The organism is Candidatus Eisenbacteria bacterium (genome assembly GCA_026388185.1).
Classification (GTDB): Bacteria; Eisenbacteria; RBG-16-71-46; order JAFGJU01; family JAFGJU01; genus JAPLKG01.
Window position 1 is genome coordinate 368,893 of the sequence record JAPLKG010000008.1, and the last position, 17,855, is coordinate 386,747.

Genomic DNA, 17,855 nt, shown 5'->3' on the forward strand with positions numbered 1-17,855 from the left:
ACCCCTCAATTATTTCTGCGCCGGTGCTGCTACGTCGGTCCGAAGGCCGGCCTCTTTCACCAGCACGTTTCTTGTCGCCACAATTAGTCCGAACACGTACCAAATAAAGAGCGGGTAATTGGAAGAGCTCGAGTAGTCGTCGACTGTCTCGTGTATCGTGAAAACGACAAGGAACGTCTGAAGCACGACCATCAGACCCATCAAGGATTTGTTTGAGCTCACCAGCCGAAGAGCTCCCGAGGAAGTCCTGAACAGGGACACCATAAGCCATATGAATCCGCCCAGCCCCAGCAGTCCGATGGTGTAGAAGTAGAGAAGGTACTGGCAGTGAGGGTTCTCGCTTCCCAACGCGATGAAGCCTCTCGACAACGACACGACAGGGCCGTGGCCGATGAACGGGTGCTCCAAGGATCTGGCGAAGACCTCGCGCATGACCGCGGCACGCTGAACGTGACTTCCACCCTTGTGCTCAAGCTCACCGAACCTCTCCCAGATGTTGGGCACTAAGCCCGCGGAGGAAAGCACTTGGTGGGCTATGAGGAAGACGACCACGCAAAGAAGTATGGCGGCTATGATCTTGCCCCTATGAAAGGCCACGTTACTTCTCCACACGAGGAACGCGAGTCCCAGCGCACCCGCTATGATGGCGCCGCGCATGGCCGTACTAACGAGTATCGTAAGGAATGCCGCGAAAAATAGAACCATAAGGACGCGCAGAAAACGCGATCTCTCTCGGCCGAACAACAGCGCTCCGATCAATAGATAGAAGACGGAATACTGTGATAGAACGCTGACGTTGCTGAAAGCCGAGCCCGCCCTCACGATGTCTACGCCACTGGATGGGCCGCGCGTCGTCAGGAAGTACGGGAGCAGTTGCCTGCCGGGGTGAGAGATCTCGTACAGGCCGAGGAGAGCGATGATTCCTGCTCCAATTGCCCCGGCGAATAGCAGGCGTAGCACGGCGGCAGTGTCGGTGGTGAGATTCACGATGAGGTAATAGATCATCACCGAAGTAAAGAACACGCTGAGCCCTCGCAAGTTCGCGCCGTACGTGCCGTGCGGCACGTTTATCAAGGAGAGCATGTACGCCGCGGCCATGACAAGAATGGGTAGGTCAAGCGGGGTTCTCACCGAAAGTCTCTTCCCTGCGATAACCTGCTGGGCCGCCCAGGCGGAAAAGAGAATCAACATGAATACCGTGTTGCTCGTGCCAATCGATAGGCGAGCGGGAAAGAGAAAAATGACGACAAAAGCAGCGATTGCACGCGAGGGCTTTACTAGAATTGCGGCGGCGGCGATGAAGAAGCCGGCGAGTATCTCTATTGTTCGATGGTGTGGGTGCATTATGACTGCACCGAGCAAGAATCCCAGCCCCGTAGGCAATATGATCTTGAGCAACGTGTGGCCGCTGGGGAAGTTCGTCTTGACCCTTTCCAGGTAAGTCGCTACGGACATCCTGTTTTCTCCCGACTCGACCCCACCATTTCCTCAGACGCTTCGAGCGGCTGTTGGCAGACAGTAGCACAACGTAGTCTCACTTGATTGACACCCACCATTCCATTCATTATACTACACCGGTGGCTTTCTTGGATCTTAAGTCCGTGCACGTTGCTTTGTAGATAGCAAGTGTCGTGCCACAATCACGCCACTTTATCGCGGTAAGTGCTTCAATCCCTTCATGAAAGAGCGTCAATCGTCCGGTAAGCGGTTTCCGTCGTCGAGATCGTTCGTCTGCGTCTGTGTTCTTGCCGCTGCGCTCAGAATTGGTCTGGTTCCTGTGGTCAAAACGAGCTTTCCCTCACCCGGCTCGGAATCGGGTTGCTGACGATGACCGCGATGGTTCGCCTGCGCTACCGGGCCGGCGATTTCGCACGAGATGGGTGCATGAATGGCCGTCAAGTCTGACAAGTGGATAAGGAAAATGGCGTTGGAGAACGCCATGATAGTCCCGTTTGAGGAAAGGCGGGTCGCCGGGGGAGTTGTCTCGTTCGGGCTTTCCTCCTACGGCTACGACTTGAGAATAGCGGACGAATTCAAGATCTTCGCCGGCACAAACGGCGCCATGGTTGACCCCAAGGACATTGATCCGCGCTCCTTTGTTGATTTCAGGGGGGACGTTTGTGTCATTCCTCCCAACTCGTTTGTTCTGGGAAGGACCGTTGAGTATTTGAGGATACCCAGAAACGTGTTGACCATCTGCCTCGGCAAGTCCACTTATGCTCGTTGTGGAATAATAGTGAATGTCACTCCGTTGGAACCGGAGTGGGAAGGGCACGTGACCTTGGGGATCTCCAACACGGCTCACTTACCGGCCAGAGTCTACGCCAACGAGGGCATAGCTCAAGTGGTTTTCTTGGAAAGCGATGAGATTTGCGAGCGTTCCTATGCCGACAAAGGCGGAGCTTACCAGAGGCAAATCGGAGTGACGCCTCCCAGAGTCTCCGATCGATAGACGGCCGGATTTGCGGCCTGGAGGCAGGCGATAATGGAAGAAACCGGCAGCATCATCCCGGAAAAGTACTTGAGTCTTTCCGTCGAAGAAACCGCCGGGCGGATCACGCGACGCAGGAAGGAGCTCGGACACAACCTCGTAATCCTGGCTCATCACTACCAGAGGAAGGAGCTGGTCGATCTCTCCGATTTCAGGGGAGATTCGTACGGGCTTTCCAGGCGAGCCGCCCAACAGGAAGCAGAGTTCATTGTCTTTTGCGGCGTCCATTTCATGGCCGAGAGTGCCGACATACTCACCCGGGACGACCAGAAAATCTATCTTCCCAACATGGCCGCAGGCTGCCCGATGGCGGAGATGGCCCAAATCGGAGACGTGGAAAACGCGTGGGAAGGCCTGGAAGAAATCCTGGGTCCGAATCTTGTGTCTCCGATCGTGTATGTGAATTCGAACGCCGAGCTCAAGGCCTTCTGCGGCAAGAGGGGCGGCGCAGTCTGTACGTCTTCGAACGCGAGGGCGCTGATCGAGTGGGGCTTGAGGCAGAGGGAGAAGGTGCTCTTCTTCCCGGACGAGCACCTGGGCCGAAACACGGCGAAGCGCTTGGGAATCGCGCCTGGTGAGATTGCGCTCTGGGACCCCGACCTGCCGCTGGGGGGCAACACCGCCGAGCAGATAATGAATGCGCGCATCTTTCTCTGGAAGGGTTATTGCCACGTGCACACGTGGTTTTCCACCGAACACGTCACAGCAGTGCGCGAAGCGTATCCTCAGGCGAAGATAGTCGTTCACCCCGAATGCCGGCAAGAAGTCGTGGACATGGTGGACGGATGTGGGTCCACCGAGTTTATCGTGAACTATGTCAGTTCCGCGCCGAAGGGATCGGTCGTAGTCGTCGGAACCGAAATAAATCTCGTGAACAGACTCGCCTCAGAGAATCCTGACAAAGTAGTGTTTGAACTCGCAAGGTCTCTCTGTCCGAACATGTTCAGGATAAACTCGAGGAACCTTCTGTGGACTCTCGAGTCCCTCAACGAAGTCAATCGCGTCAGGGTCGATCCTTCGTTGAAGGCGGACGCGAGGGTCGCGTTGGAGAGAATGCTGAGAATTTCAGAAACCAGGAAGTGAGGCAGAGATGAAGGTCGAGCTCATATCGGCCACTCCCGATGCGGAACGCGTGATAGAGATTTCCGCACGCACGTGCTATGACACGACGGACAGGATGGCGTCTTCCGACAGGCAGGTGTTCATACGAAAGCTGTTTGACGCAGGCCACCTTTCCGTTTTCGAGCACGCGAGTGCCACGTTCAGGATACGAGGCATCAGCAGGGCCTGTTCGCACCAGCTCGTGCGGCATAGGCTTGCGTCGTACTCGCAGAGGAGCCAGAGACACGTGCGCGAGACGCAGGCCTCGTACGTGACGCCTCCGACCGTGGAGCGTGCGGGCGAACGATCGGCCGGTCTATTCCGCAGCGCCATGGACGCTTCGTGGAAGGCATATTGCGAACTCATGAAAGAAGGAATACCGAGAGAAGACGCCCGCTACGTTCTTCCCAACGCGTGTACGACAGAGCTTGTCATGAGCGCCAACTTCAGGGAATGGCTTCACGTGCTCAGAGAGAGGTTGGCTTCCGATGCACAGTGGGAAATAAGAGAACTCTGCCGACTCATCCACGAAAAGCTCAAGGAAATCGCTCCGTCGGTGTTCACGCTCGTCGAACCGGACTCGAAAGAAGTCCAGTGACGTTGCACCGGACAGGGGTCTGTGAGAGCCGATGCCGGGAGAAGCAAGCACAAGAGAGGCTAGGGGTATGAAGAAAGAGTGGTCGTTCCTACTCGGTGGGAAATGGGTCGCTACCGACGATATTCTTGAGGTCAGATCTCCGTACGACGGCCTCCTGGTTGCCCGGGTGTCGCGCGCCTCTTCTGTCCACATGGAGGAAGCCGCTTCGCTGGCCGCGAAAGCCTTCAACGTCACTCGAACGCTGACCTGCCACGAGCGCTCGACGATACTTGAAGCCGTGAGCGCAACGATAGCTCGCAGAGCCGAGGAGCTTGCGAACGTGCTGAGTCTCGAGGCCGCAAAGACCATCAGGGACGCCAGAGTGGAGGTCGCTCGCGCGTCGAACACGTTCAAGGTGGCCTCAGAAGAGGCAAAGCGAATCGGCGGCGAGTACATCTCCCTGGATTGGATTCAGGGTTCGAGAGGTCGCTTCGGCATTACCAGAAGATTCCCTTTGGGGCCGGTGCTGGGCATAACGCCCTTCAATTTTCCTCTCAATCTTGTTGCGCACAAGGTCGCACCCGCCATCGCGGCAGGCAATCCGGTCGTCTTGAAGCCTGCGTCTTCCACACCCCTTTGTTCGTTGGCGCTCGGGGAAATCCTGCTTGAGGCCGGGTTGCCTCCCGAGGCTGTGAGCGTGCTTCCATCCAGGGCCGCTCTCGCCGAAACCATGGTGAGCGATGAACGCTTCAAGCTTTTCTCCTTCACTGGCAGTGCCGATGTCGGGTGGAGGCTCAAGGGTCTTGCCGGAAAGAAACGAGTCACTCTGGAGCTCGGGGGTAACGCGGCCGCCATCGTGGACGAAGATGCTCCGATCGAGACGACCTCCGACAAGTGCGTGAGGGGCGCCTTCGCAAACGCCGGGCAGATCTGCATCTCTATCCAGCGCATATACGTTCACAAGAATGTGTACGAGCCTTTCATCCAGACGCTCGTCACGAAAACTAAGAATCTTGTGCTTGGCGACCCGCTTGACGAGCGTACGGACGTCGGCCCTCTTATCGACGCCTCGGCGGCCGAGAAGACCGACGTGTGGGTTGCGGACGCGCTGGCGGGAGGGGCGAGGGCTCTCACCGGTGCGGCCAGACGTGGGACTCTATACGAGCCGACAATACTTGTGGATGCGAAGCCGAGCATGAGGGTGAGTTGCTGCGAGGTGTTTGCCCCCGTGGTGGTGGTAGACAGATTCTCCAACATCCAAGAGGCGATCGAAAAGACCAACGACTCGACATTCGGTCTTCAGGCCGGCATATTCACACAGAGGATCGACGCCGCCGTAGCAGCATTTGAGCTCCTTGAAGTTGGCGGCGTCGTGCTGAACGACGTCCCGACGTACAGGATTGACCACATGCCGTACGGGGGAGTGAAAGACTCCGGATTCGGTCGCGAAGGGCTCAAGTATGCCATAGAGGAAATGACCGAGCTCAAGCTTCTTGCGATAAACTCCAAAGGCTAGGGGAGAGGAAAATGAAAGTCACCGACGTGGCGGAAGCCCTGGCCATGATCGACGATGGAAGGATTGAGGACGCCAAGACAATTGCAGGTATACTCGAGTTCACGAGAAAGAATAAATGGTCTCTCTCCTGTGGGGGCGTCGAGAAGCGACGGACTGGAGAGAAGTGACCCTCACCGACCCGAAAGGGACTCCATTTTCTCCTGAGCCAGCCTGGCTTCTTCGCTCAAGGGAAACCTCGAGATCAGCTCCTCCAGATATTTTCGCCCTTCTTCCTTCTTGTCGAGAGCAAGAGAACAATAAGCAACCTTGAGCAGGGCGCTCGGTATCTTGTCGCCCTCCGGGTAGTTGTCGAGAACCTTCTTGAACGCTTCGTACGCTTCTCCGTACTGTTCTTGCGCGTAGTATGATTCTCCGATCCAATACTGGGCGTTGTCAGCAAGCTCGCTCTCGGGAAAGCTCTTCAGGAATTCTTCGAAGCCCATCCGGGCAAGCTCATATTTTCCCGCGGTAATGTCAAGGTAGGCGTCCCGGTAAGCCTTCGCAGCTTCCGGATAGGCGATGGCAAGAGTGTCACCGGAGGCTTCCAGGGTGTCGGCTTGCGCCTTGGGCGAATACTTGACCTCGTCCACTTTCTCAGAGAGTCTGGAGAAACGCTCGGCATTCTCGTCCACCTTTCCCCCAAGGACTCCCACTCCCTGCGCCAGCTCCTCGAAGCGGCTTCCTGTGTCGGCCCTGAGTTGTCGGAGAAATTCTGTGTTCTCGTCAAGCCGCGCTTCCAGCTCGCGCACGAGGCGCAGCGTCTCCTCCTGATTTTTGCGCAATTCTTCCACCTGTCCCCTGGTTTGGTCCACCGTGTTCGGAACGTTTACCAGTTTTCTTCCGTAACAGCCGGATTGGACCAGGAGAAGGGCCATCGTTAGGTAGAGAAATCCCAGACAGTATCTCATTGCAACCCACCAGTCTCTTTGAATCCCCTGCCCGACAGCCGGCGCCGGGCAGGGAACGTGACTACTTCTGGACGATGACGTGAGCGCGTCTGTTCTTCGCCCAGGCTCCTTCGTCGTGCCCGGAATCAAACGGGCGCTCCTTTCCGTAACTGACAGTCGAAATCCGAGAAGGGTCGATTCCGTAGTTCACCAGGTAGTTCTTTGCGCTCATGGCTCGCTTCTCGCCGAGCGCGAGGTTGTACTCGATCGTGCCCCTCTCGTCGCAGTGCCCCTCGATCGCTATCCTGAGCTTGGGGGTTTGCGCTATGACTTTTCCGTCGCTCGCAAGGACCCCTCTGGCCTCTTCGCTGAGCGAGTAGTCGTCGAACGCGAAGAAGACGTCCCTGAGCTTCGAGGCGGCAGCGACGAGTTCAGCCGCGAGTTCTTCCTCCACGCGTGCCTGAGCCTCCTGTGCCGTGACCTCAGGTTGTGTCACCTCTTCCGCGGGGGCCCGCGTCGGCGCTGGAGCGCTGGAAAGCTCTCCCGTCGGAGTTATCTTCTTCTTGGCGCAACCCAAGGACAGCAGCAACGCCAGGGCCGCGACAATAAGAGCGACATAAAGGATTCTCTTTCTTAGCAAAATTGTCACCTCCTTCCTGTATCTTGTTTGCATTCAGTCACTACTCTTCGCCAGTGCGCGGAGACCACGAAGGGTTGAAGTTCTCACCTCTGGTTGTCAGTCGCCTGGCGTTCGAACCGTCCGCGCTCATCAAGTATATGTCGCGCTTTCCATCTCTCGTGGAGCTAAATACTATCTGTCGTCCGTCCGGCGACCAGTTCGGGTTTTCGTTGTTTCCTTTGCCCGAAGTCAACTGGATAGGGCTCACACCTGCTATGTCTACCACAAAAACCTCGAAATTGTTTCCCATTCTTGAGGCGTACACAATCCTGTCTCCCTTCGGCGACCAGGCAGGCGAGTCATTGTAGGAACCGGCGAACGTGAGTCTTCTCACGTTGGAGCCGTCGGCTTCCATCAGATAGACTTGCGGGCTCCCGCTTCTGTCCGAGGTGAAAGCAATCTGTCGTCCGCTCGGAGACCAGGAAGGGGAGGAGTCGATGGCAGGGTGACTCGTCAGGCGTCTGAGGCCCGAGCCGTCCGTATTCATCACATATATCTCCGCGTTTCCGTCCTTCGTGAGCGTGAGCGCGATCTTCTTTCCATCCGGTGCCCAGGCAGGACTTGAGTTGAGCCCTCTGTAAGCCGAGAGTGTGTATGGCTTGCCGCCGTATCTTCCCACGACGTGGAGGTCGGGGTTTCCGCTCGAGTAACTCGTGTAGACGACTCTCTGTCCATCCGGGCTCCAGTGGGGAGAAAGGCAGATGGACTTTTCCATCGTTATCTGTTTGCCTCCGTATCCGTCGTAGTCCATGACGTGTACTTCCTTGGCCCCGGACGCATTCGAGACGAACGCGACGCTTGTTGAGGCGATTCCTCTCTCGCCGGTCAGTTGCAGGACGATTTCGTCAGAAAACCGGTGAGCGGCCTTCCTCAAGGCGCGTTCGACAAACTTGTAGCGCTTGTTCATTATCGTCTTACGACTCGCAATGTCATAGAGCCTGCCCTCGAAGACAATTTTGTCATCCTCGGCCGACACCCTTCCCTCGACGAGGACTTCCTCCTTGGAGCCGACTTTGGTCTTGAAACTATCAAGAAACGCGTTGAGATCGCCGGCAGGCGCGCGCGCGACCTCGAAAAAACCGGAGAATCGAAGGTCGGATTCCACTATCTTCTCGAAGTCTGCCGAATACCTGCCGAGGCCGCCGGCGCCGAGTGTGCCGAACCCCGCCACGTAGACTCTAATCGATATGGCTTGAGAAGTTCGTATTTCCAGGCGCACCTCCGGTGGCTCGGCGCTGGTCGCCGTGGGCGCATGAGATGACAGAACCCCCAGGGTAAGGCCTAACGGAACCATCAGATGGAGTACGAGCGCACGCAGGTAGGGACGCGGCCCGGTTGGGTGGGGTCTCGGGTGGAATGTTCTCGCAATGCTAGAAGACACGATGTTCACGCCTTTCAAAGAGTGTACGGCAGTCGAAAAAACGAGCTGTTGCGTCCTTGCCACTATTGAACATATTCGAATCCAAAATGAACGCCGAGCGAGCTGTCGGCAAATCCTCTGGGTAGAGAGGGAAAAGGCTCAGATCTCAGGACGGCCCTCAGTGCCGACTGGTCGAAGAACGGAATGCCAGAGGGCGTCTCTATCTTGAGGTCGGCGATCCTGCCGTTCCGCTCGATTCTGAAGAATACGACCGTTCTAACCGCGCTGGCCGCTGTACTGAGCCCGGCAGGCGGGTTCCAGCTGGAGCTCACCTTGTTTCTGACTGCCACGAGGTAGTAACTGAATTCGAAGTTCTCTATGTCCAGTTGCAGTTGCGAGTAGTACCCACCTGCGCCTGAACCTCCTCCGGGACCGACTCCTCCTTTGACAAGAGAATGAAGGCCTGACTTCGATGCGTCCGGCGATTTCCTCTCGGCGTTGGCAGAATGTGATGAAGCGCTCTTCGTGTCCGGCGCCTCTTTCTTCTTTTCCGCGATCGCCTTCTTTTCCAGAGATTTCTTCTCGGCGGGAAGCTTCAGCGCTTCCTTCGTGACCTCACCGGGTTCGGGGGTCGCCAGCGTCGCGTCGGGCGGCTCATTACTGCCTGCCGGAGGGTCTTGCGGACCCGGAAACCCGGCCGGCAGGGACACGAGACTTACCTCGTAGATCGTTCCCGGAGAGAGAATCGTCGCTCTTCCGGTCAGAGGGCCGAAGATGACCGCCAGCAAACCCAGATGTACTGAGAGGGAAATGACAAAACCTTTTTTCATGCGAATGGCGAACCGCTCCGCGACCGCGAGCAGGCAAGCGGCTGCGAGCCACCAACGACCGACTTCGTCTCCTGGCTTCTCATTGCGCTGCGCCTTCCGTGAATTCTGCAACGAGCCCGAGGTTCTCTATGCCGACCTTCTTCAGAATCGAGACCACTTTCACGACAAAACCGTACGGCACGTCTTTGTCGGCCCTCAAGAAGACCGGTCTACCCGGAAAGGCGTCTTTGAAGATACTCAACTTGTACTCGAGTTCGCTCAACTGAACGATCTCCTTGTCGAGGTAGATGTGCTTGTCTCTTGAAACCGAGATTATCAACCCTTCCTTGAGGTCCACTTGCTTTGCATCGGCGCGCGGCAAATCCACGTCCACGGCTCCCTGAATAAAAGGCGCCGTGAGCATGAATATGACCAGTAGGACGAGCACCACGTCGACAAATGGGGTCACATTTATGTCAGACAGGTTTCTCCTCTCCAGATTCATCTCACAGCATACCTCCGCTCAGTCTGTCACAGAATTCTGAGATGAACTTAGTCAAATCGTTCTCTGCACTCCTCACTCTGCCCAGGAAGAAATTGTAAGCGACAACCGCGGGAATGGCAGCCGCAAGCCCTGCAACTGTCGCAATCAAGGCTTCGGCTATGCCCGGGGCAACCACGGCAAGGGTTGCGGATCCCCGCAGACCCATGCTGAGAAAGGCGCTCATCACGCCCCAGACCGTGCCGAGAAGTCCGATGAAGGGTGTCACACTGCCGGTGGTCGCAAGAAAGGTCAGGTATGATTCCATCTTTGAGACCTGGGTGCTCGCGGCCCTATTCATTGCCGATCGCACCCTGACAATTCCCTCGTTCGCAGGAGTCGCAGCCTCTCTCGAGGCGGCGACGCTGCCGCCCCCGCGCGGCGCCATCTCGGGCTCGGCCTCCGTGATCAGGTTGGCGTAGGGGCTCGAGGGCTTCTGTCTCGAGATTGCAGAAAGCTCCTCCAGTCTTGCTCCCTCATGGAATCTTCTCTTCAGCAAATCCGAATGTCTATCCGCGGCTCTGAAGAAGCGTATCTTCTCAATGATTACGGCCCAGGAGATCACCGAAAACACCAGGAGCACGACCAAGATCAACTTCGCAAATGAACTTGCATCAGCGATCAGCCTGTAGATGCTTCCTTGACCCAGGGCGAGCGAATGTAGCCAGATTGAATGCATAGTTGCTCCTGCTTCGTAGTTGTTCCGGTTCTACCGATTGAACGTCGACAGCTTCAATTCGTTTCCCGGACTAGTGACGCAAACCAGCGAAGAGAATTCCGGCAGGGCGAAAAGACAGAGTCTTGTCACATGAAGAGCCGCAGAGCGCCGTTTCCGCAAGAGACTATATTCTCTGAGGCCCCGATGTCAAGGGCAATCGGCGCGGCGACACGACCGTCGGTGTGTGCGAGCCGATGGAGCACGATTTCTGGAATCGAGAAGCTCATGAGAGGCAAGATACGCAAGGGATTCCAACGGCGCCCCCTCCGTTTTCCCTGTTTTCATGCCGAACAGCCGCCCATCTAAATTTCGAAAAGGTGCAGTTTTCTCTTGACCTGTTTTGTGGCCTGTGGTACACAGACATCAAAGCGGCAAGTTAAAATCCGGCATGAAGGTGAGGTGATAGTATGAACAAGGCCGAACTGATAAGCACTGTTGCGAAGGCAGCGAAGCTCACCAAGAAGGACGCCATGATGGCCGTGGAGGCAACCCTCGATGCCATTAAGAAGAACACCAAGAAGGGTGTCCAGCTAGTAGGCTTCGGTAGTTTTCAAGTGGCAAAGAGGAAGGGCAGAATAGGGCGCAATCCGCGCACTGGTGAGGAGATCAAGATCCCGCCTTCCAAGACGGTTCGTTTCAGACCAGGCAGTGCCTACAAGGAGCAACTGTAGTCCTTGACTGGATGCCAGTAACAAAGGGGTGATCCTCAGTGGTCGCCCCTTTGCTTTTTCCCCTTTCCCCGGTCCCGCGCTCGTCTTCGGGAACGCCGCTTTGATTCCCTCCGAGTCTCCGGCAATCTCTTTCAGGGCATGTCACCAGTGGGAAGCCGACAGCGTTTTGTATGGATAGTAAGTACCCATGCGCAACTTCTTGATACACTTTGAGTAGTATTGCGATCCCATCGAAAGGGTGACGGCGGTTTCGATCGACCCCTTGCCGTGGTTCGGCAACGAAGACGCGCAATTCCACCGCGGCGCCATCATGCGTTATTGCAACACAATATAGCATCAAGTGAAAGGACGATTACTTTCGTTTCTGGCACAGTGTGTGCAATGTACGTTGGATGCAAAGGGCTCTGAGACCGCGACCTGTTTAACCAACCCCGGCAGGAGCAATCCGCCAAGAAGGCAACAGGGCAGCCACAGGCAGATTGCGGTCGCGGCTCAGAACCTTTCGCACGAATGAACCATCAGAGGCCGGAAGAAATAGGAGAGACGGAGAAAGCAGTACCGAAGCAAGACAGCCCACAAGGCTGCCACACAGGGCGCGGTCAAAGGTGACCGTGCCCGAGGAAGTCTGGAAAGGCTCCCTGCCACTCTCGTGACGCTTCGCAAACACGACCATTTTGCGGTCGAGCTGATGCCTCCCTTGCGTTTTGTAGAAGCCACGGTGTTGACGGGGAGCCAATCTTTTGTGGCGGCCGTTGGCTCCCGGTACCGTGCCCTGCGCGGTGCCGTGAGGCGGCCGGCCGCCTCTCTCGCGGACCGCGCAGGGCCGAATTTACTTGATTCTAGCCCTGTCTAGTGATACAAGAGAAGGTGTGGAAAGGCGGCGTCAGGGTCCTCACTTTGTGAGGCCGAGTGCCTCAGATTGCTCGAACCCTTTCATGGGAGCGATTCCAAATCGGTACACGGTGGTCGAGTCTATCTCCTACGGGGGAATGGCCATTGTATTCAAGGTCACCGATGAGGAAGAGGGCCGAATACGGGCTCTCAAGCTTCTCCCCCTGACTGGTTGTAGTCCCACCGCGGTAGAGCTCTTCAGGTTGGAGTTTGCTCGCGTATCCTCACTAGAACACCCTCACATAGTGAAAGTTTATGATTTTGGATCGGCCGGTGACGAGGCGCTTTACTTCGTCATGGAGTACCTTGAGGGTCTCCATTTCGATGAGGCTCTGAGAGACCGGCCCTTCGATACGGTCATCAAGCTCTCAATACAAATATGTGATGCACTCTCCTACATCCATTCGAGAGGGATCGTGCATGGTGACATAAAGCCGGCCAACGTGCTGGTGGTAAGGGGCGAAGGCGGAAACGGGTCTCCGGAGAAAGCGGGTGACGTTCCGGAGAACGGAGGATTGACCGTCAAACTTACAGATTTCGGTCTTTCTCGCGCCATGAGCCAGGCGGGCATCGCAGGAGGAACGCACGCCTACGTCGCACCCGAAGTAATAAGAGGTCTACCCGTGGACGCACGCGCCGATCTCTACTCTTTCGGCGCGATGCTGTACGAGCTGGTGGCGGGAGCGAGGCTTTTCAGCGAGACCTCCGAGGAAGCCCTCTTGAGAGCGCATGTGCTCAAGAGACCGATATCGCCCAGGGAAATCAACCCATCCCTTCCTACCGAACTCACGAACGTGATTCTCAAACTGCTCGAGAAGGACCCGGAGCGGAGATATCAGTCCGCGCGCGAGCTCTCGCGGGTCCTGACGCACGTTGCGGGGCTTGAAGCCGAGACTGAGATTCTCTCTCCTCAGCCCGTGGCATTGCTGTCGCCGGAGATTGTCGGCCGAAAAGAGGAGATTTCTCTATTGAGAGAGAGCCTGGCGTCGTGCAGAGCGGACGGGAAAGGTGGTTTCTTCTTGGTGACGGGGGAGGCGGGGATTGGCAAGACTCGACTCTTGGATTGGCTCAGACTCGCGGCTTCCATGGACGATCTGCGGGTGGCACTCATGAGATCGGACGAGTCTTTTGCCTCCTCCGGCCGAGTTCGCTTGAGATGGAGCGGCAAGGCAATTGGAGCCGGGCCGTGCGCGCATTGTGAGGTGCCGGAAGTGGCGGAGTCTAACAGACCGGCTGACGGTGGTTCGGGAAGAGGGCTCGCGGAATTCTCGGGTGCGGATCCACTGTTCAAGAGTATTTTCCCCGGAACCACGGACAAGCTGGAACCTAGCGTCGTTCTCATAGACGATGCCCACTTGGGAGGACCCGAGCTCTTGAGTAGCCTCATAGCCAACGTTCCCTTCACGTGTGCCATGCCCCTTCTGTTTTTTTGCAGTTGTGAGGTCGAGGCCTTTGAAAAGGGCACCGCCGCGGAGAGACTCTACTCGGAGCTGGAGTCGCACGCGGGGGTTCGGAAACTCGCGCTTCGCAGGCTTTCGATGGAAGAGGTCTTCCAACTTGCCTCGTCCATGCTGGCGGTCGAACCTCTTGATGAGATGAGACCGCTGGCCGAGTGGCTTTTCTTGCGGTCTCAGGGTATTCCCATGCTGGTCGAAGAGCTCTTGACCGAGCTTGCGTCGCGGGGCTGCATCAAGAGAGTCGGAGAAAGAATAACGTGGGACCTATCCGGTGAGGCTTCGATTGTCTCTGTCCTGGGTGCCCCTGATCTGCTGGAGAGGAGGCTTGGGGCACTGAGCCCGGACGAGTCCATGCTGCTCAAGGCGGGCTCGATTTCAGGAAACGCCTTCCGCACAGAGGCCCTGGGCTTCGTTCTCTCTAAGCCGCCCGCCGAAATCGCGCGACTCATCAGCGGTCTGAGAGACAAGGGCATCATCGAATCCGGTGAACCGGGTTACTACGTTTTTTCCCACCCTGTCGCGAGGCGCACGGTGTTCCAAGGAATAGACGCGGGAGTCAAGCGCGAACTCCACGCGAAGATGGCTCTGTGGTTGGAGAAGAATGAGCCGGAGACCGGGTTGGCGGAACTTGCCTTGCATTTGGAGGAATCTGGCCGGAACGAAGACGCGCTGGCGTGCCGGATGAGATGCTTCGAACTCGCGGTGGGGGAAAGCTCCTACCTGGACGCCCTTCAGCACGGTAGGGTTGCGATCTCGCTCGCGAGGGCAGCCGGGCAGAAGGACTTACTCACGCGCGCACTGGGGTTGACCGCAGACTCGGCGGAACGAGCCGGCAGTCACGCGGAGGCGCTCCGGCTTTGGGAAGAGCGCCTGAGTCTCATTCCTGGAGAGAGCAGAGGCGAACGGTTGCAGACAACCCTCAGAATCGCCAAACTCAAGCTCAAGTTCTCGCGGTACGATGAGGCGGAGGAGAGACTCCTTGAGGCCATGAAGCTGGCTTCGGCTGGAGGGTTTGAAAAAGACAGAGCAGAAATCCTTGCGGACATGAGCTGGGTGTATTTCAGAACATCCAGGGACGACGAAGCGCTGAAGTGCCTGGAAGAAGCTGCAAGATTGGCTTCCGAGAGCGGAATGGAGGCGTTACTGGCCCGCATCGAGAACCGCTCGGGAGTGGTGCTCTCCAAGCTCGGGCGTCTCGAAGAGTCCGAACGGCGCCACAGGGAGGCCGTGCGCCTGGGACGGCTGAGCGGTGGAGCGGACGTAGTGGCACCCTGTCTCAATAATCTGGGATTGATCCTCCTGAAGAGAGGTCGCTTTGAAGAAGCGGAATCAGCCATTTCTGAGGCCTGCGATAAGGCTCAAGAAGCCGGCGAACTGATAGTCCTGAGCGCCTGTCACAATAACTTGGGACTTGTGCGCAAGGAACTCCTCGAGCTTGACGGGGCTCTCGAGAGCCACCTGAGGAGCATGGAGCTGCGCAAGAGATGTGGAGACCTGGTGGGGAGCGGCAGAACATCGGCGAATGTCGCGGTCATTTACAGACTCAAAGGAGAGATACCGCTCGCCAGGCGATTCTACGCAGAGGCTTACAGAATCGCAGAACAGTTTGACCTCAAGCATGAAAGAGCCGTTGCTGCAGGAAACCTTGCAGAAGTCGAAGGCCTGACGGGCAGCCTGGATGAGGCCGAGAGACTTTACCTGGAGGCCATGGAGATCCACAGGGAAAGCGGTGACAGGGACGGCGTTTCCACTTGCGCGGCAGGACTTGGTCATGCTTTCTTGAGAAACGGAGACTCCCTCGGGGCCCTGCAATGGGTCAGAAAGGCGATCGAGGCTTCCTCGACCGGATCTCAGGAGAAAGTAGTCGCAGAGCAAGTGCTCGTTGAGACTTTGTGTTCGCTAGGAGAGATCGAAGAGGCCGGGAAGGAGCTGGGGCGTCTGTCGCTACACACGGACGAAGAGACTCGCAGCGTGGGACTTGGGATTCTGAGGAGAATGGAGGGACTGATTCTGGAAAAGAGCGGGAATCTTAAAGAGGCGATCGAGAAATACCGGTCCTCATGCTCTGTATTGAGTCAGGAAGGGGATTCGCTGGAGAGAGCGCGAAGCCTTCTCTCCTTGGGCGAAGCACTCCTTGCCTATCGCAGAGAGACGGCGTCAGGCGAATCCTCGCAGAGCAAGAAGGAGCTTCTGGCCGAGGCCTTGTCTGCCTTGGAGGAGGCTGATCGGATCTTCGAGAGAATGCAGGCCGGCCCGGAGAGAGCCAGGGCGATGTCGGCCCTACTGAATGCCTACAGGGAAGCTTCGTCGCTACCGGGGGCCACGGCGCAGAAGGAGGAAACCGACACTTTGTTCAAGACCGCAGAGCTCATCAACTCGACGCTGCCGTCCTCGGTGGTGCTTGAGAAGATAATGGACCTGGCCCTGGAGAAGACCGGTGGCGAGAGGGGTCTCATTGTCTTGACGAACACAGAGTCAGGAGAGATTGAGAAGGTTCTGAGTCGCTCACTGGAGGATCAAACGGAAATAGACGCGCTTGAAATAAGCCGCACGGTCGTTAAGCGCGTGACACGAGGGGGTCAGGCCTTGGCGACGCCCGACGCCTCAGTAGATCCTGAGCTCAAAGACATCAAGAGTGTTGCTCAGCTTGAGATTCGCTCCATCCTGTGCGTGCCTCTCAGGGCGAGAAACAAAGTCATCGGCGCCGTCTATCTTGACAACCGGAGTGTTCCGGCGGCCTTCGGGTCGGCTCACCAGAATTTCATGGAGGGTTTTGCGAATCTCGCAGGCATGGCCATCCAGAACAGCATGCTGCGCGAGGAACTGGAGGGAATGAATCAGTCTCTCAACCGTGAGAATCTGGAACTCAGAAAGCAGGTCGCCTCTCACTACAAGTTTGACCAGATCGTCGGCGAGAGCCCGCAGATGAAGAAGGTGTTCGGCGCCATCGAGAAGGTGGCGAGCAGCGGCGCAACGATCATGATCACCGGCGCGAGCGGCACCGGGAAGGAACTCGTGGCGCGTGCCATACACTTCAACAGTCCAAGAAAAGACAAACCCTTCATTCCGGTCAACTGTGCGTCCATTCCGAGAGAATTGATTGAAGGCGAACTGTTCGGCATAGAAGATCGCGTCGCCACGGGTGTGTCAAAGAGGATCGGGGTTTTCGAGCAAGCAAACGGAGGTAGCATATTCCTGGACGAAATAGGCGACATGAGTCTTGACCTTCAGGCCAGACTCCTGCGAGTGCTTCAGGAAAGAGAATTCACGAGGGTGGGTGGGAGACGGAGCATCAAGGTGGACGTGCGAGTAATCTGCGCCACAAACAAGAATCTGTCTGACGAGATGGCCCGGGGTAACTTCAGAGACGACCTGTATTACAGGATTTCCGGCATTCCCATCAACATCCCTCCCCTGAAAGAGAGAAAGGGCGACATACCCCATCTGGTAGCGTTCTTCCTCAAGAAGTACAGTGCCCTCCACACGAGAAGCATCCCGCCCAAGATAGGCGAGGAGATCATGAGAGCACTCATGGAGGGCGAGTGGGAAGGTAACGTTAGAGAACTGGAGAACTGCATCGAGAGGTTTGTAGTCATGTGCGCGCCCGGAGAGGAAGTGCGCTTCGGTCTCCTTCCGCAGGAGTTGAAGACGAAGGCCTTATCCTTGAGCCCGGCGTCCACCTCTGGCACGACAGGCAAGAGGAAGCTGAAAGAAGAGGTCGCCCAGGTGGAGAAACAGAGACTCATGGAGGCCCTGATCCGCAACAACGGGAACAGAAGCAAGGTTGGCAGAGAGATCGGAATCTCCGAGCAGAGCGTCAGATACAAGATACGAAAGCACCACATCAACGTTCGCCAACTGTGTCGAGGCACTCTAACTTGAGTCGCGCCCACGTGTTCCCTGCGGCCAATCTTGCACCTGCCGAGGTCCATTCCTAGATTTTGTCGAGCCGTTCCTGGCGGTCTTTAAGCCATCCATTCAATCTGCCGCGTAACTCACGACTCAATAATACGTTACCGCGCCGTGTTTTTTGACCTTCTTGGCACGCAACTTGTTCTCCTACCTGATTATAGTTGGCTCTCTAGTACAGCTTCCTGACGCTTTGCCCGGCCGCCAAA

14 protein-coding genes are annotated in these 17,855 nt (G+C 56.8%); 7 read left to right on the forward strand and 7 right to left on the reverse strand.

The annotated features are described in order from the left end of the window. Positions 1-9: 9 nt before the first annotated feature. On the reverse strand, positions 10-1,455 hold the full coding sequence (locus NTX17_04350) for an O-antigen ligase family protein (protein MCX5800597.1): 1,446 nt from the start codon (positions 1,453-1,455) through the stop codon (positions 10-12). Positions 1,456-1,888: 433 nt separating this feature from the next. On the opposite strand from NTX17_04350, the gene dcd reads away from it, so the two are divergent. The 5 genes from dcd to NTX17_04375 all read left to right on the forward strand — a co-directional run bounded on the left by dcd (position 1,889) and on the right by NTX17_04375 (position 5,852). Next, entirely contained in the window at positions 1,889-2,452 is a 564-nt protein-coding gene (dcd, locus tag NTX17_04355; protein MCX5800598.1) for a dCTP deaminase, read from the forward strand. Positions 2,453-2,485: 33 nt separating this feature from the next. Then, a complete protein-coding gene (gene nadA / locus NTX17_04360; GenBank protein MCX5800599.1) occupies positions 2,486-3,574 on the forward strand; it encodes a quinolinate synthase NadA in 1,089 nt (362 codons plus the stop codon). A 7-nt stretch (positions 3,575-3,581) separates the two neighbouring features. Continuing rightward, on the forward strand, positions 3,582-4,190 hold the full coding sequence (gene thyX, locus NTX17_04365) for an FAD-dependent thymidylate synthase (protein ID MCX5800600.1): 609 nt from the start codon (positions 3,582-3,584) through the stop codon (positions 4,188-4,190). A gap of 67 nt (positions 4,191-4,257) precedes the next feature. Then, positions 4,258-5,685 (forward strand): aldehyde dehydrogenase family protein, encoded by a 1,428-nt coding sequence (locus NTX17_04370; protein ID MCX5800601.1) that lies wholly within the window; start codon positions 4,258-4,260, stop codon positions 5,683-5,685. A gap of 11 nt (positions 5,686-5,696) precedes the next feature. Next, a complete protein-coding gene (locus NTX17_04375; GenBank protein ID MCX5800602.1) occupies positions 5,697-5,852 on the forward strand; it encodes a hypothetical protein in 156 nt (51 codons plus the stop codon). A 3-nt stretch (positions 5,853-5,855) separates the two neighbouring features. Here the strand turns inward: NTX17_04375 and ybgF are convergent, their stop codons facing one another. From ybgF to NTX17_04405, 6 genes are all read right to left on the reverse strand, one after another. After that, on the reverse strand, positions 5,856-6,632 hold the full coding sequence (ybgF, locus tag NTX17_04380; protein MCX5800603.1) for a tol-pal system protein YbgF: 777 nt from the start codon (positions 6,630-6,632) through the stop codon (positions 5,856-5,858). Between the two features lie 61 nt (positions 6,633-6,693). Further along, on the reverse strand, positions 6,694-7,251 hold the full coding sequence (gene pal / locus NTX17_04385) for a peptidoglycan-associated lipoprotein Pal (GenBank protein MCX5800604.1): 558 nt from the start codon (positions 7,249-7,251) through the stop codon (positions 6,694-6,696). A 40-nt stretch (positions 7,252-7,291) separates the two neighbouring features. Beyond that, the gene (tolB, locus tag NTX17_04390) at positions 7,292-8,671 is read right to left on the reverse strand and encodes a Tol-Pal system beta propeller repeat protein TolB (GenBank protein MCX5800605.1); all 1,380 of its coding nucleotides are present in this window, start codon (positions 8,669-8,671) and stop codon (positions 7,292-7,294) included. 62 nt (positions 8,672-8,733) lie between these two features. Then, complete coding sequence (locus tag NTX17_04395) at positions 8,734-9,480, reverse strand: TonB family protein (protein MCX5800606.1); 747 nt, start codon at positions 9,478-9,480, stop codon at positions 8,734-8,736. 79 nt (positions 9,481-9,559) lie between these two features. Beyond that, a complete protein-coding gene (locus NTX17_04400) occupies positions 9,560-9,964 on the reverse strand; it encodes a biopolymer transporter ExbD (protein MCX5800607.1) in 405 nt (134 codons plus the stop codon). Between the two features lies 1 nt (position 9,965). Further along, on the reverse strand, positions 9,966-10,679 hold the full coding sequence (locus NTX17_04405) for a MotA/TolQ/ExbB proton channel family protein (GenBank protein ID MCX5800608.1): 714 nt from the start codon (positions 10,677-10,679) through the stop codon (positions 9,966-9,968). A 446-nt stretch (positions 10,680-11,125) separates the two neighbouring features. Here NTX17_04405 and NTX17_04410 point away from each other — a divergent pair, with 446 nt between their 5' ends. Together NTX17_04410 and NTX17_04415 are read left to right on the forward strand one after the other, a co-directional pair. Beyond that, on the forward strand, positions 11,126-11,389 hold the full coding sequence (locus NTX17_04410) for an HU family DNA-binding protein (GenBank protein ID MCX5800609.1): 264 nt from the start codon (positions 11,126-11,128) through the stop codon (positions 11,387-11,389). An 869-nt stretch (positions 11,390-12,258) separates the two neighbouring features. Further along, entirely contained in the window at positions 12,259-17,619 is a 5,361-nt protein-coding gene (locus tag NTX17_04415) for a sigma 54-interacting transcriptional regulator (GenBank protein MCX5800610.1), read from the forward strand. Positions 17,620-17,855: the final 236 nt, after the last annotated feature.

Excerpts from the sequence above, each read along its gene's own strand:
- NTX17_04350 (MCX5800597.1), bottom strand. The coding sequence starts at position 1,455 with ATGTCCGTAGCGACTTACCTGGAAAGGGTCAAGACGAACTTCCCCAGC.
- dcd (MCX5800598.1), top strand. The coding sequence starts at position 1,889 with ATGGCCGTCAAGTCTGACAAGTGGATAAGGAAAATGGCGTTGGAGAAC.
- nadA (MCX5800599.1), top strand. The coding sequence starts at position 2,486 with ATGGAAGAAACCGGCAGCATCATCCCGGAAAAGTACTTGAGTCTTTCC.
- thyX (MCX5800600.1), top strand. The coding sequence starts at position 3,582 with ATGAAGGTCGAGCTCATATCGGCCACTCCCGATGCGGAACGCGTGATA.
- NTX17_04370 (MCX5800601.1), top strand. The coding sequence starts at position 4,258 with ATGAAGAAAGAGTGGTCGTTCCTACTCGGTGGGAAATGGGTCGCTACC.
- NTX17_04375 (MCX5800602.1), top strand. The coding sequence starts at position 5,697 with ATGAAAGTCACCGACGTGGCGGAAGCCCTGGCCATGATCGACGATGGA.
- ybgF (MCX5800603.1), bottom strand. The coding sequence starts at position 6,632 with ATGAGATACTGTCTGGGATTTCTCTACCTAACGATGGCCCTTCTCCTG.
- NTX17_04395 (MCX5800606.1), bottom strand. The coding sequence starts at position 9,480 with ATGAAAAAAGGTTTTGTCATTTCCCTCTCAGTACATCTGGGTTTGCTG.
- NTX17_04400 (MCX5800607.1), bottom strand. The coding sequence starts at position 9,964 with ATGAATCTGGAGAGGAGAAACCTGTCTGACATAAATGTGACCCCATTT.
- NTX17_04405 (MCX5800608.1), bottom strand. The coding sequence starts at position 10,679 with ATGCATTCAATCTGGCTACATTCGCTCGCCCTGGGTCAAGGAAGCATC.
- NTX17_04410 (MCX5800609.1), top strand. The coding sequence starts at position 11,126 with ATGAACAAGGCCGAACTGATAAGCACTGTTGCGAAGGCAGCGAAGCTC.